General features: G+C 70.9%; 13 protein-coding genes. 1 reads left to right on the forward strand and 12 read right to left on the reverse strand.

Going from position 1 to position 14,215, the window contains the following annotated elements:
* Positions 1 to 5: 5 nt before the first annotated feature.
* Genes guaA through VFV19_15150 form a run of 9 tightly spaced genes read right to left on the reverse strand, consistent with a single transcriptional unit; the run spans position 6 to position 10,269 of the window.
* Positions 6 to 1,553: a glutamine-hydrolyzing GMP synthase gene (gene guaA / locus VFV19_15110; protein HEX4825629.1), complete on the reverse strand. Its 1,548-nt coding sequence runs from the start codon at positions 1,551 to 1,553 to the stop codon at positions 6 to 8.
* Entirely contained in the window at positions 1,550 to 2,599 is a 1,050-nt protein-coding gene (holA, locus tag VFV19_15115) for a DNA polymerase III subunit delta (GenBank protein HEX4825630.1), read from the reverse strand. The genes guaA and holA overlap by 4 nt, the downstream gene beginning before the upstream one ends.
* Positions 2,599 to 3,111 (reverse strand): LPS assembly lipoprotein LptE, encoded by a 513-nt coding sequence (gene lptE / locus VFV19_15120; protein HEX4825631.1) that lies wholly within the window; start codon positions 3,109 to 3,111, stop codon positions 2,599 to 2,601. The genes holA and lptE overlap by 1 nt, the downstream gene beginning before the upstream one ends.
* On the reverse strand, positions 3,108 to 5,555 hold the full coding sequence (leuS, locus tag VFV19_15125) for a leucine--tRNA ligase (protein ID HEX4825632.1): 2,448 nt from the start codon (positions 5,553 to 5,555) through the stop codon (positions 3,108 to 3,110). The genes lptE and leuS overlap by 4 nt, the downstream gene beginning before the upstream one ends.
* An 8-nt stretch (positions 5,556 to 5,563) precedes the next feature.
* A complete protein-coding gene (nusB, locus tag VFV19_15130; protein ID HEX4825633.1) occupies positions 5,564 to 5,995 on the reverse strand; it encodes a transcription antitermination factor NusB in 432 nt (143 codons plus the stop codon).
* Positions 5,996 to 6,010: 15 nt separating this feature from the next.
* Entirely contained in the window at positions 6,011 to 6,475 is a 465-nt protein-coding gene (ribH, locus tag VFV19_15135) for a 6,7-dimethyl-8-ribityllumazine synthase (GenBank protein ID HEX4825634.1), read from the reverse strand.
* Between the two features lie 54 nt (positions 6,476 to 6,529).
* Positions 6,530 to 7,441, reverse strand: a complete 912-nt coding sequence (locus VFV19_15140; protein HEX4825635.1) for a PfkB family carbohydrate kinase — start codon at positions 7,439 to 7,441, stop codon at positions 6,530 to 6,532.
* Positions 7,442 to 7,450: 9 nt separating this feature from the next.
* Entirely contained in the window at positions 7,451 to 8,323 is an 873-nt protein-coding gene (gene mtnP / locus VFV19_15145) for an S-methyl-5'-thioadenosine phosphorylase (protein ID HEX4825636.1), read from the reverse strand.
* Positions 8,320 to 10,269, reverse strand: coding sequence for a DUF255 domain-containing protein (locus tag VFV19_15150; protein HEX4825637.1), 1,950 nt, complete (start codon positions 10,267 to 10,269; stop codon positions 8,320 to 8,322). Before VFV19_15150 ends, mtnP begins: the two co-directional genes overlap by 4 nt.
* Positions 10,270 to 10,377: 108 nt before the next feature.
* On the opposite strand from VFV19_15150, the gene VFV19_15155 reads away from it, so the two are divergent.
* Entirely contained in the window at positions 10,378 to 11,400 is a 1,023-nt protein-coding gene (locus VFV19_15155) for a GGDEF domain-containing protein (GenBank protein ID HEX4825638.1), read from the forward strand.
* A 4-nt stretch (positions 11,401 to 11,404) separates the two neighbouring features.
* Here VFV19_15155 and mce read toward each other — a convergent pair whose 3' ends face one another.
* The 3 genes from mce to VFV19_15170 are packed head-to-tail and all read right to left on the reverse strand — an operon-like array spanning position 11,405 to position 14,198.
* On the reverse strand, positions 11,405 to 12,124 hold the full coding sequence (gene mce, locus VFV19_15160; protein ID HEX4825639.1) for a methylmalonyl-CoA epimerase: 720 nt from the start codon (positions 12,122 to 12,124) through the stop codon (positions 11,405 to 11,407).
* Positions 12,121 to 13,050, reverse strand: coding sequence for a methylmalonyl Co-A mutase-associated GTPase MeaB (meaB, locus tag VFV19_15165; GenBank protein HEX4825640.1), 930 nt, complete (start codon positions 13,048 to 13,050; stop codon positions 12,121 to 12,123). The genes mce and meaB overlap by 4 nt, the downstream gene beginning before the upstream one ends.
* Positions 13,050 to 14,198 (reverse strand): acyl-CoA dehydrogenase family protein, encoded by a 1,149-nt coding sequence (locus tag VFV19_15170; GenBank protein ID HEX4825641.1) that lies wholly within the window; start codon positions 14,196 to 14,198, stop codon positions 13,050 to 13,052. Before VFV19_15170 ends, meaB begins: the two co-directional genes overlap by 1 nt.
* Between the last annotated feature and the right edge of the window lie 17 nt (positions 14,199 to 14,215).

Here is a 14,215-nt window from a genome sequence, read left to right on the forward strand (position 1 = left end):
CGCGCTCACTCCCACTCGATCGTCGCCGGCGGCTTGCTCGTGACGTCGTAGACGACACGGTTGACCCCGCGCACCTCGTTGACGATCCGCGACGCCGTGCGCGCGAGCAGGTCGTGCGGCAGCCGCGACCAATCCGCCGTCATGAAATCTTGGGTCGTGACGCAACGGAGCGCGAGGACGTTCTCGTAGGTGCGGTAGTCGCCCATGACGCCGACCGTCTTCACCGGGAGCAGGACCGCGAACGCCTGGCTGACCTCGTCGTAGAGCCCGGCTTCCCGGAGCTCGGCGATGAAGATCGCGTCGGCCTCCTGGAGGATCGCGACGCGGGCCGCGTCGACCGAACCGATGATCCGCACGGCGAGGCCGGGCCCCGGGAACGGGTGGCGGCGCACGAACGCCCGGTCGAGCCCCAGCTCTTCCCCGAGGCGGCGGACCTCGTCCTTGAACAGGTCCTTCAGCGGCTCGACGAGCTTGAGGCGCATCCGCTCGGGGAGGCCCCCCACATTGTGATGCGTCTTGATCGTCGCCGAGGGCCCCTTGACCGAGGCCGACTCGATGCGGTCGGGGTAGATCGTGCCCTGCGCGAGAAAGTCCGCGTCGCCGAGCGCCTTCGCGTGCTCCTCGAACACGTCGATGAACGTCTCGCCGATGATCTTCCGTTTTCGCTCGGGATCCTCGACCCCGTCGAGGCGGGCGAGAAAACGGGATCCCTCCTCGGCGCGATGGACGCTCAAGCGGTACCGCTCGCGGAAATCGCGGACGACCTGATCGGCCTCCCCCTTCCGGAGCATCCCCGTGTCGACGAAGATGCACGTGAGCTTGTCGCCGAGCGCGCGGTGAAGGAGGAGCGCCATCACCGACGAGTCGACGCCGCCCGAGAGCGCGCAGACGACGCGCCCGCCGCCGACGGTCCTCTTCACGTCCTGGATGGCCTCGTCGACGAACGACGCGATCGACCAATCGCCCCGGAGGCCGCAGACATCGAAGAGGAAGTTCCGGAGGACCTCGCCGCCGTGCTCGGTGTGCACGACCTCGGGGTGGAACTGTACGCCGAAGAGCGCCCGCGGCTCGTCCTCGACGACCGCGCAGGGGGCGTTCGCCGACTCGGCGACACACCGGAAGCCCGGTGCGCCCGCACGCACGTGGTCGCCGTGACTCGCCCAGACGCGCTGCCGCGGCGCCAGGCCTCGCATGAGGCGCGAGTCCGGAACGAGGACCTCGATCGTCGCGGGTCCGTACTCGCGCCCCGCGGCCGGCTGCACGTCGCCGCCGAGCGCCTGCATCATGAGCTGCATGCCGTAGCAGATCCCGAGGACCGGAACGCCCATCTCGAAGAGCGCGCGCTCGACCTTCGGCGCCTGCGCGTCGTAAACGGAGTCGGGCCCCCCGGAGAGGATGATCCCCTTCGGCGCGCGGGAGCGGATCGCCTCGAGCCCCGCGTGGAACGGAACGACCTCGCAGTAGACGCCCTGCTCCCGGACCCTCCGCGCGATGAGCTGCGTGTACTGCGACCCGAAATCGAGGATGAGGACGAGCTCGTGCGTTCCGGTCATCGGCTCTTCGCTCCCGTGAGATCGCTCACCAGTGCTTCCAACACCGCCCCCTTGTCGATCCCGCTGCTCTTGAGCGCGCGATCGGCCCGGTAGAGCTTCGCCGGCATCGCCCTGAGCTCGGCCAGGCTGTACCGCGTGAGACCGTCCGCGAGCGCGTCTCGAAAGTACCAGGCGCGCGAGGCGTCGACGACGTCCTTCGGCGCCATCCCACCCTCGCGGAGCGCTTTCGCCCGGAGGAGCGCCCGCGCGCGCGAGGCGAGACCGCCGAGTGCGCGGATCGGCTCGCCGCCCGCGTCGAGCAGCCGGCGGGCGGCGGCGGCCGCGTCTTCGGGGCGTCGGGCGGTCACTGCATCGGCGAGCTCCCAATCCTCGAGGAGGCCCGAGCCCGCGACGAGCGCCCGCGCGGTCGTCGCGTCGAGCGCGGTCGACGCACCGCCGAGGAAGCTCGCCATCTTCTCGATCTCGCCCGCCGCCCGGTGGAGATCCGCGCCGCAGACGTCGAGCACGAGCGCGAGCGCGTCCGGCTCGAGCGCGACCCCGGCCTCACGACCCATCGCTGTGATCGTGTCGGCGACCGCGCGCATCTCGACGTCGCCCGCGGCGCGCCGGAACTCGAGGAGCCGGCCGCTCTCCGCGAGCGCCTTGTGCAGCTTGCGCTTCCGGTCGAGCTTCGGGGCGCGCACGAGGAGGAAGCTCGCCTCGGGCGGCTTCGCGGCGTACGCGACGAGCGGCTCCGGATCGCCCTCGAGGCCCGAGACGTCGCGGAGGAAGACGACACGGCGCGACGCGAACATCCCCGACGAGCGCGCGGCGCCGACGAGCGCCCCGGCGCTGACCGGCGTGTCGCCGAGGATCGAGAGCGCGAAGGCGTCGGCCGGATCGGGCACGAGCTTGGCGAGCAGCGCCGCCTGCGCGCGATCGAGGTGATAGAGATCGTCGCCCGTGAGCACCGTGAGGCCGGGCCGCCAGCCGGAGGCGAGGTCGGTCTCGAGCCGGCGGAGGACCGCACCGCCCCAGGGGCCGGGGTGCGCCCGTGAGAACGCCATCAGAACCCCTCGGTGATCGAGGCCACGAGCGTCTGCGCCGCCCCCTGGGCGAGCGTGTCGAGGGCGAGCGTCTCGAGGTCGAAGTAGTTCACGTCGGTCTGCTGCACGTCGTACTGGTCGCGGAAGACGAGGTTCGACTGGCTCCACAGGAGCTGGCCGGTCGCCAGATTCCTGAGCGACGACCGCAGCACGATCGCCGTCTCGAGGCGCGTCGCACGCCCCTGCGCGTTGAACTGCACGGGGGTCGTCCGGAAGTCGGTGATCACCCCCTCGAGGAGCGCGTTCGCGTCGGCGCGATTGCTCACGACCTTGACGCCGCCGCGGCGCGAGAGCTCGCGCGCCACCGCCTCGGTCGTCCGCACCTCGATCTCGGGCCGGGCGCTCCGGTTCTCGAACGGGGCGACGACGATCGTCTTGATCTCGGGCGGGAGGAACGATCCGGTACCGGAGAGGCGGTAGCCGCACCCCGCCGACGCCACGAGGAGCACGGTGGCGGCAGCCCTCCGGATCATCCCGCCACCACGTTGAGCAGGCGGTCCTGGACGAACACGGTCTTCCTGATCGTCTTGCCGTCGAGGTGCGCCGCGATCCGTTCATCGGCGCGCGCCGCGTCGAGCACGTCGCGCTCCGCGCTTCCGGCCGGCAGCGTGATCTTGCCGCGCACCTTGCCGTTGACCTGAACGACGACGAGCGCTTCGTCCGAGACGAGGAGCGCAGGGTCCGCGACCGGCCACGGGGCGACCGCGACGAACGGAGGATGTCCGAGCGCCTCCCAGAGCTCCTCGGCGACGTGCGGGGCGAACGGGGCGAGCACCTTGGCGATCGTCTCGAACGCTTCCCTGAGCGCCCACGCGGCGGCGCCGTCCGCCGGCTCGTCGGTGACGAGCGGCGTCAACGCGTTCAGGAGCTCCATGATCGCGGCGACCGGCGTGTTCAGGTGCATCCGCGGGCCGAGGTCGTCCGTGATGCGGCGGATCGTCTGATGCGTCTTCCGGCGGAGGTCCGAGGCCGCCGTCCCCGCCGGCTTCGGCGCGTGCACCGGCGGAAGACCGCGGCGGGCCTTCTCGAACGTCCTCCACAGGCGCCCGAGGAAGCGGGCGCAGCCTTCGATCCCCGCGTCCGACCATTCGAGATCGCGCTCCGGGGGTGCCGCGAAGAGCGAGAAGAGGCGCGTCGTGTCCGCGCCGAAGCGCGCGATCATCTGGTCGGGGTCGACGACGTTTCCCTTCGACTTCGACATCTTCGCGCCGTCCTTGATGACCATCCCCTGCGTGAACAACGACGTCACCGGCTCGTCGATCTTCACGAGCCCGAGGTCGCGCATGACCTTGGTCCAGAAGCGCGTGTAGATGAGGTGCATCGTCGCGTGCTCGATGCCGCCGATGTAGAGGTCGACGGGAAACCAGGGCGCCGCCTTGTCCCAGTCGAACGGAAGACGCTCGTTGTCCGGATCGCAGTACCGGAAGTAGTACCAGGACGAGTCGACGAACGTGTCCATCGTGTCGGTCTCGCGCGCGGCGGGGCCGTGACATCGCGGGCACGTCGTGTCGACGAACTCGGGGACGAGCGCCAGCGGCGAGCCGCCGGCGCCGGTGAGCGGCGCGCGCTCGGGCAGGAGGACGGGGAGGTCCTCGTCGGGAACGGGAACGACGCCGTCCTTCGGACAGTGGATCACCGGGATCGGCGTCCCCCAGAAGCGCTGACGCGAGACGCCCCAGTCCTTGAGGCGATACGTCACGGTCGCCTCGCCGAAGCCCTTGGCTTCCGCCTCCGCGACCATGCGGCGGCGCGCTTCGGCGCTCGGGACGCCGTCGACCATGCCGTCTTCCGTGAAGGGGAGCGCCGCCGCGCCGCCGTCTCGCGGCTGCACGACCGCGCGCACCGGAAGGCCGTAGGCCTGGGCGAACGCGAAGTCGCGTTCGTCGTGCGCCGGCACGCTCATGATCGCGCCGGTGCCGACGTCCATGAGGACGAAGTTCGCGACCCAGATCGGGATCCGCTCGCCCGAGAACGGGTTGATCGCATAACGACCCGTGAAGACGCCGAGCTTCTCCGCCGTGTCCGCGAAGCGGTCGACGAGCGAGCGGCCCGCCTGCTCGGCGATGAAGCTCCGCACCGCGTCCGCTTGGCCGGTCCCCTCCGCAAGCGTCCGGGCGGCCGGGTGCTCGAGCGCGAGCGCCAGGTAGGTCGCGCCGTGGATCGTGTCGATCCGCGTCGTGAAGACCTCGATCGGCTCGCTCCCTCCCTCGAGCGCGAACCGGACGCGCGCGCCGTCGCTGCGGCCGATCCAGTTCCTCTGCATCGCGCGGACGCGGTCGGGCCAGCCGTCCAGGGTGTCGATGCCGTCGAGAAGCTCCTGTGCGTACTGCGTGATCCGGAGGAACCACTGCTCGAACTCGCGCCGGGTCACCGGATTGTCGCAGCGCCAGCAGCGGCCGGCGACGACCTGCTCGTTGGCGAGGACGGTCGCGCAGGACGCGCACCAGTTGAGAAGCCGGCGCGCGCGGAACGCGACGCCGCGCTCGAGCATGCGGAGGAACAGCCATTGGTTCCAGCGGTAGTACTCGGGGAGGCAGGTCGCGATCTCCCGCCCCCAGTCGTAGCCGACGCCGAGCCGCTCGAGCTGCCCGCGCATCGTCTCGATGTTCGCGAGCGTCCACGCCCGCGGCTCGGCGCCGTTCTGGATCGCGGCGTTCTCCGCCGGCAGGCCGAACGCGTCCCAGCCGATGACGTGGAGCACCTGCTCGCCGCGCATGCGCCGGAAGCGTGCGATCGCGTCGCCGATCGAATAGTTCCGGACGTGCCCCATGTGGATGCGTCCGGAGGGGTACGGCAGCATCTCGAGATCGTAGAAGCGGGGCCGTCCCGCATCCGGGGCGGCCACACGGAACACCCCGGCCTCGGACCACCGGGCCTGCCACTTCGCTTCGATCCGTTTCGCGTCGTACTCGCTCACGCCGGCTCCTAGGATCGCTCGACCGGCAGATCCCCCCGCTCGATCCGCTTGCGGATCGCGTCGAGGATGCCGTTGACGAACGCGCCCGATTGCTCGCTTCCGTACTTCTTTCCGACCTCGATCGCCTCGTCGAGCACGACGACCGGAGGGGTCTCGGGAAACCGCGCCAGCTCGAAGACCGCCATCCGCAGGATGTTCCGGTCGACGACCGCCATCCTCTCGATGCGCCAGTGCGCCGCGGTCGAGGCGATGATCGCATCGAGGCGCTCGCGATCGCCGATGACGCCGGCCACCAGTTCTTCCGCGAACGCCTTCACGTCGGCCTCCGCGTCGTGCTCACGCCAGAAGTGCGGGTAGACCTCGGCCGGAGTGCCGCCCGCCACGTCGAGCTGAAAGAGCATCTGGAGCGCGCACTCTCGAGCGCGCCGTCTCTGACCCACCCGTGCCCCCGTTGCTCAGGCCAGCCGACGGTAGAGGCTGGCCATCTCGATGGCGGCGAGGGCCGCGTCCCATCCCTTGTTTCCGGCCTTCGAACCCGCCCGCGCCATCGCCTGATCCAGGGTGTCGCACGTGAGGACGCCGAACGCGACCGGTTTGCCCGCGGCGGCCGCGACCGCCGAGAGGCCCTTCGCCGCCTCGGCGGCGATGAGGTCGTAGTGCGACGTCTCGCCCCGGAGAAGGCAGCCGAGCGCGATCACCGCGTCGACGTCTTTCTGGGCCGCCATGCGCGCCGCGGCCTGAGGCAGCTCCCAGGACCCCGGCACCATGACGATCGTCTGGTCTCCGGGCGTGGCCCCGTGACGGACGAGCGCGTCGAGCGCCCCTTCGACGAGCCGTGAGGTGACGACGTCGTTGAACCGCGCGACGACGAGGGCCGTCTTGAGACCCTTGGCGTCGAGCGATCCTTCGAGCTTGCGCATCTCCCGCCTCGCCCTCGCCGGCCCGGAAAAGAGCGAGAAGTATAGCAGCGGGGTCTAATCGAGCGCGGGGAAGCGGGTCAGCTCCTCGAACCGTCGATACCGGCCTTTGATCTCGGCGTCCGTCAAGCGCCGGAGCCGTTCGAGCGAGAAATCCTCGACCTGGTACGAGGCCATCACCGAGCCGACGACCGCGGCGCGACGGAGGTCGAGCGGCGGCGTCGCGCCCTTCGACGCGAGGTAGCCCAGGAACCCGCCCGCGAACGCGTCCCCCGCTCCGGTCGGATCGAGCACGGCCGGGAGGGGAAAACCCGGGAGCGCGAAGGTGAGGTCGCGATCGAAGACGACGACGCCGTGCTCCCCGCGCTTGACGACGACCGTCCGCGGTCCCCACCCGTGGACGATCGCGGCGGCGCGCACGAGGTTCTTCTCGCCGGTCAGGAGGCGCGCCTCCCCGTCGTTGATGAGCAGGACGTCGACCCGCGCGAGCAGCTTCTTCACCGCGTCGGGCTTCGAGTCGATCCAGTAGTTCATCGTGTCGGCGGCGACGAGGCGCGCGCCGCGCGCCTGGTCGAGCACGTCCCACTGCAGATCGGGATCGATGTTCGCGAGGAAGAGGACCGGCGTGTCCCGCCACGCCTCGGGGATCACCGGACGGAAATCCGCGAAGACGTTGAGCTGCGTGTCGAGGGTCTTGGCGACGTTGAGATCGTCGCCGTAGCTGCCGGTCCATCGAAACGTGCGTCCTTTCGCGGTCGCGAGACCCGCGAGGTCGACCTTTCGCTCGTGGAGCGGCGCGCGATGGTCGTCGGTGAAGTCCTCGCCGACGACGGCGACGAGCCTCACGGGTGACCAGAACGAGGCCGAGACCGAGAAGTGCGTCGCCGAGCCGCCGAGGACCTCGACGCCCCGGCCGAACGGGGTCTCGACCGTATCGAATGCGACGGAACCGACGACGAGGATCGACAAGGGGATCTCCTAGCGCGGAACGTAGGCGTCGAGCAGGACGCCGAGGCGCGCCCGCGCGTCCGGCGGAATCGCCGCAGCGGGCGTGATGAGCGCGTGGCGGAGCGCTTCGCCGCACGTGCAGGCGGCGCGCGCGCGCGGCAGCGTCCGCACCGTCTCGTGGAGTACCCGGCCGGCGAGCGCGGCGTTGTCCTTCAGGATCTCGAGGATCGTCCCGACCGAGACGTCGTCCTCGGTCTCGTGCCAGCAGTCGTAGTCGGTGACGAGGGCGAGGGTCGCGTAGCAGATCTCGGCCTCGCGGGCGAGCTTCGCCTCGGTCAGGTTCGTCATGCCGATGACGTCGACGCCCCACGACCGATACAGGCGCGACTCGGCCCTCGTGGAGAACGCCGGGCCCTCCATGCAGAGGTAGGTCCCGCCGTCGTGCGCCGTCGCCCCTGACGACCGCGCCGCGGCGAGGAGTGTCATGCGCGTCTCCGGGCAGACGGGATCGGCGAACCCGACGTGCGCGGCGACCCCCTCGCCGAAGAACGTCGCCTTGCGCCCGCGCGTGCGGTCGATGAACTGATCGGGAACGACGACGTCCCGCGGGTGGATCGTCTCGCGCATCGAGCCGACCGCCGACGCGGACAGGATCCTCGTGACGCCGAGGCTCTTGAGTGCGTAGAGGTTCGCGCGATAGTTGATCTCGCCGGGGAGAAGGCGGTGGTTGCGTCCGTGCCGTGCGAGGAAGGCGACCGGCCGCCCGTCGATCCGCCCGGTCACGATCGTGTCGGACGGCTCGCCGAAGGGGGTGTCGACTCGGATCTCGCTGGGGTCGCCCAGGCCGGCGAGCGCGTAGAGCCCGCTGCCTCCGATGAGGCCGATCTCGGACGGCTCCGTCACGGAGCGCCGACGACGCTCGATGCGAGCGCCTTCACCTCGTTCGGGAGGGCCGCGGGATCGTCGACGCGGCGCGTGGCTCCGCGCCACGACAGCTCGGCGCCCGCCGGACCGCCCTTCCGCGTGCGGATGACGACCCAGCCGTGCGGCACGTCGAGCGCCGAGCGACGGAGCGCGGCTGCGGCGGGATCGCCGTCGGCCCCTTCGATCGTGATGACGAGCGGATCGTTCAGGAGCTCGTCGATCGCCAGGCCCGACTCGATGGCGCGGGCACCGTGGGACGCGAGGTCCCCGGCATAGTTGCCGAGGATCGCGCGCGCCGTGTCGCGGCCGTCCTGGATCTCGCCCAGGGCCTCGAGCCGCACGAGAACGCGTGCGATCCGCGTGTTGTCGGCCATCGGCCGGAACGGCATGTCCATGAGGCCGAACTCGGCGCCGCCGGTCGGAACGTGGTCCCGGTAGCTCGTCTCGGTTCCGGTCTTCATGTTGTTGCGGACGAAGGCGACGATCCCCTTGGCCGCATCGAGATAGCGCGCGTCGCCGGTGGCCTCGTACGCGTCCTCGAAGCCGAAGGCGACGTCGGCCTGGGTGACGAGGAACCGGCCGGCGTCCGGGTCGGGCTCGACGACGTGGTCGGCGCCGCGTCCCGGCTTGACCGAGCGCGTGAGGACCAGGTCGAGAGCGCCGCGTCCCGCGCGCTCGAGAGCCGGATCGCCGAGGATCGCTCCCGTGCGGAGGAGCGCCGCGCCCGCGAGCGCGTTGGGCCCCGCGAGGACGAGCTTGTCGACCTGCGGGGCGTGCGCGGGGTCGCGCGGGGAGGTCGTCCAGTAGGCGCCGCCGTCGAGCGACGTTGGATCCGCGGACTGCGCGTGGTAGAACCCGCCGCCCGGGCGCGCGAGCACCGTGGTCACGAACCGCGCGGTGCCGGCGAGCGCCTCGCGCAGGCCGGGCGCCTCGGCGGTCCGGAGCGCGAAGGTCATCTCGCGCATGAGGTCGGTGTTCGCCGAGAGCATCTTCTCGTACTGGATCGAGCCCCAATCCGGTGCCGCCGCCATGCGATGGAACCCGCCGTCGATCCCGTCGTAGAGCGGGCTCGCGATCATCTTGCCGAGCGTGTTCTTCCCGATCGCGAGGAGCGCCGGCTGCGCGCGGTCCGACCGCACCGCGGCCCACTCGGCGAGGCATTCGATCGCGTACTTCGGCGCGATGCCGAAGCCGCCGTTCTTCTGGTCGGCGTTCCCCAGGATCCACCGGACCAGATCTTCGTTGGCCTTCGGGTCGACCGGTCCGGGCTTGACGTCCTCGAGATCGACACGGTGCTCGTAGATCTGCGACACGCCGCTCAGCACGTTCTGCCACTTCTCGAAGTACTTGCGCCCCTCGTTGAGGTTGAAGAGGAGAGTCTTCGAGTCGACGAAGCCGATGCTGATCGGGAGCGCCAACCCCTTGGGGTTGGCCTGGCTCAGCATCGGCGCTCCGTCGGGGAGGAGGAGCGAGATCGCGGGCCAGTTCCCCGTGCCGTAGCGCGCAAAGATGTCCGGGTGGCGGTCGGCGCGCACCGCGACCGAGATGTAGTCGTGATTCAGGACTCGCAGCGCGACCGGATCGGCGAGCGCCTCCTTCATGATCCGCTGGCCGAACCGGTTCCAGGGCACGGAGACGAAGAGGAAGACCGGCTGGTTGAAGAGGGAGGCACGCTGGAACGTGAGCCCGGTCCAGGGGAGCCAGTAGAGGCGCTCCTCGAGATCCTTCGGGGGCCAGTCCTTGAACGCGGACTGCGCCGGGAGGTTGAGGTCGACCCCTCGGAGATAGAAGGGCACGACGAACTTCGACGGCGGCAACGGCGCGGCCTGGGGGCTTTCCGCGGAAGGAGGAGCCTCCTGCGCGGCGAGCGGGGCGACGGCGAAGCACAATGCGGCGGCGATCGAGACGCTGAGTGCCCGGCTCATCCTGTCTCCGGAAGTGGCAGGCCGAAAAGCGCTCATTATCCCGGCCGGAAGCAGCACCGTCAAGCCGCGCCCATGGCACGCCGGCGCCCTCGTCCTTAACTTCATGGCGTGCCGCCTCTCGCCGCAGCCCTCGCCGGGGGGGCGATCCTCCTCGCCGCCGTCCTCGCGTCGGCCCTCGTTCTGAGGTCGCGCCGGGCCGCTGCCGCCGCGGCCGAGGAAGCCGCGTCACGCGCGTCGGAGCTCGCCGTCCTCCAGGCCCTCGGCCTCGATCTCGCCTCGGCGCGGAGCGCCGGCCAGGCGTTCGCCGCGGTCGATCGCGAGTGCCGCAAGCTCCTCGCCGCCGACGAGGTCGCGCTCGGTCTCGTCCTGGGCGACGGACCGGAGATGACGGTCCACGCCCGCGCCGCGGCCGAGCGGGAGGCGCGCCTCCTCCGCGCGCCGGTCCCGCGCGACCGGCGGCCGTCATCGCGCGACGGGGCGCTCACCGTCCCCCTGGTCTCCGGCGACGCGATCGTCGGGACGCTGACGGTGAAGCTCCGGGCGGGCGGTGCTCACGAGGACCGCGATCTCACCGCTCTGACCGCCCTGTCCGCTCCGGTAGCGCTCGCGGCCCTCGCGCTCCGTGTCCGGCACGAGGCGACCCACGATCCGTTGACGGGACTCGCGCTCGGTGACGTCGTCGCCTCACGGCTGACCGAGGAGCTCGCGCGCGCGGAGCGCCACGGCCAGCGTGTGGCCGTCATCATGGCCGATCTCGACGGCTTCCGTGTCGTCACGGAGCGGTACGGTTCCGACGCCGCCGACCGGTTCCTCGCCGCGGCTGCGGACGCCCTCCGCCGTGAGCTCCGCGCGAGCGACCTCGTGGTCCGTCACCGCGCCGACGCTTTCTGCGTCCTCCTTCCGGCGACAGGCATCCTGGGCGCCGACCGGCTCGCGGAGCGCATGCGCGGCGCGATCGCTCGTCTCCAGGTCGTCCACGGAGACGCGACGCTCCAGGCCACGGCGTCGTTCGGTGTCGCGGCCCATCCCGAGCACGGGGCGACGGCCCGTACGCTCCTTTACCGCGCCGACGCCGCGCTCCACCGGGCGAAGCGCGCGGGGCGAGACCGCGTCGCGATCGCGACCGTCTAGCGCGTCAACGCCCCAGGACCTCGAGCACGCTCCTGCCGGTGCGGCGGGCGAAACCGTCGGAGAGCGACGGCAGCGCGGGCGTTCCGCGGTCGAGGAGGACACGCTCGACGCGCGCCATCGGGACGAAAAGGACCGAGGGAACGATCCCCTCCTCGTTGCGCTCGATCTGCGAGGTCCAGGAATCGAACGACGCGAGGTCGAACCCTTCGATCGTGATTCCGGACGCGTCGCGCTCGCGGAGGATTCCCCAGAGCTTCTCGTGCGGATCGCGCAGGTAGAGCAGCACCGGCTCCCCCGGCGTCACGCCGCGCGCCCGCGCGCTCTCCGGCTTCTCGACGAGCTCGACGAGGACGCCGCCCGCGGCGCGCGGGTGGAGGAAGGCAACCTTGGTCCCGGAGGCGCCGGGACGCGGCGCGTCGTCGAGGAGCGGAACCCCCGCCGCGCGGAGGCGGTCGAGGACCGGCTGGATCGCCTCGACCTGGAAGGTGACGTGGTGGATCCCCTCGCCGCGCTTCTCGACGAACTTCGCGATCGGCGAATCGGGCCGGCTCGCCTCGAGCAGCTCGACGCGCGACTCTCCCGCGGGGAGGAACGCGACGACGACGCCCTCCGTCGGAACGTCCTCCCGGCCCGCCTCGCGCATACCGAGGGCGTCGCGCCAGAAACGGAGGCGCTCCTCGAGGTTCTTCACCGCGATCCCGACGTGGTCGATCGTCAAGCTCATGACGGCTTCCCCTCGCGGAGCAGCCGCTCCGCCGCGGTGTAGGGATCGAGACGGCGCTCGGCGATCTCGCCGACGATCTCGTCGAACCGGCGTCCCTCCGCGCGCACGCCGGCCAGGAACCGGTCGGTGAGGACCCCGAGGAAGCGCATCTCCGCGCGCTCGCGCCGCCGGGCTGCGCGGTGAGCCTCGGGGTCGGACGCGACGAGCCCCATGAGGCCGGTCGCGAGCTCCGGGATGCCTTCCCCCGACAGCGCGATCGTCCTGAAGATCGGAGGCTTCGGCGCCGACGGGTGCGGCGCCAGCGCCATCATCGCCTCGAGATCGGCGGCGACACGGTCGGCTCCCGCGCGGTCCGCCTTGTTGATCACGAAGACGTCGGCGATCTCGAGGATGCCTGCTTTGATCGCCTGGATGTCGTCACCCATGCCGGGAACGAGGACCACCGCGACCAGGTCCGCCGCGCGCGCCACCTCGATCTCGTCCTGACCGACGCCGACGGTCTCGACGATGACCGGGTCGTAGCCGGCGGCATCGAGGAGATCGACCGCGTCGCTCGCCGCGCGGGAGAGGCCGCCCATGTGGCCGCGGCTCGCCATCGAGCGGATGAAGACGCCGGGGTCGGTCGCGTGCCCCTGCATGCGGACCCGGTCGCCGAGGATCGCCCCGCCCGAGTAGGCGCTCGACGGATCGACGGCGACGACGCCGACTCTCTTCCCCTCGGACCGGTACGCGGCGACGAGCCGGTCGACGAGGCTCGACTTCCCCGCGCCCGGCGAGCCGGTGATCCCGACGACCGTCGCGGCTCCCGTGTGCGGGAACAGCTCGCGGAGGATGTCCGCCGAGCCGGCGGCGCCGTCCTCGACGTCGCTGATCGCGCGCGCCAGCGCGCGCACGTCGCCGCCCAGGATGCGCGCGACGATCTCCACTAGATCGCCTTCAGGAGCTCGCGGGCGATGACGAGGCGCTGGATCTCGCTCGTCCCCTCGCCGATCGTGCACAGCTTCATGTCGCGGTAATACTTCTCCGCGGGAAAGTCCTTGACGTAGCCGTAGCCGCCGAAGATCTGGAGCGCGCGGTCCGCGATGTAGACGCCGATCTCCGACGCGTAGAGCTTCGCCATCGACGATTCGAGCGTCGTCTTCTTCCCTTGATCCTTGAGCCACGCGGCGCGGTAGACGAGGAGCGACGCCGCGTCGAGGCGGGTCGCCATCTCGGCGAGCATGTGCTGGATCGCCTGGAACTCCGAGATCGGCTGGCCGAACTGATGCCGCTCCTTCGAGTACTTGATCGCGGCGTCGTACGCGCCGCGCGCCATGCCGAGCGCCAGCGCGGCGATCGAGATGCGCCCGCCGTCCAGGATCTTCATCGCGTCGACGAACCCCTCGCCGGGCACGCCGATCATCGCCTCGTCGGGGACGCGGCAGTCTTCCATGAGGACCTCCGCGGTGTCCGAGGCGCGCAGGCCCATCTTGTTCTCTTTCTTCCCGGGCTTGAATCCCGGCGTCCCCTTCTCGATCGCGAAGGCGGAGATCCCGCGCTTCCCTGCCGACGCGTCGGTGACCGCGAAGACGACAGTGAGGTCGGCGACCGAGCCGTGCGTCGTGAACGTCTTCGAGCCGTTCAGGATCCATCCCCCGCCCGGGGCGCGCTTGGCCGTCGTCTTCGTCCCGCCGGCGTCGCTTCCCGCCGTCGGCTCGGTCAGGCTCCAGGCGCCGATCCATTCGCCGCTCGCGAGCTTCGGGATGTACCGCTGGCGCTGCGCGTCGTTGCCGCAGGCGAACACGTGGTTCGTGCAGAGCGAATTGTGCGCCGCAGCGGAGATGCCGATCGAGCCGTCGACCCGGCTGAGCTCCTCGACGACGATCACGTACTCGACGTAGCCGAGGCCGGCGCCTCCGAGACTCTCGGGGAAGAGCACGCCGTAATACCCCTGCTCGGCCGCCTTCTTCACGATCGCGCGGGGGAACTCCTGCGCCTCGTCGAACGCCATGACGTGCGGGCCGATCTCGGACTCCGCGAACTCGCGCACGGAGCGGCGCAGGAACTCCTGATCTTCGGTGAGCGCGAAATCCACGGGGACCTCCTGGGAAG

This window comes from Candidatus Polarisedimenticolaceae bacterium (assembly GCA_036275915.1).
GTDB lineage: Bacteria > Acidobacteriota > Polarisedimenticolia > Polarisedimenticolales > DASRJG01 > DASRJG01.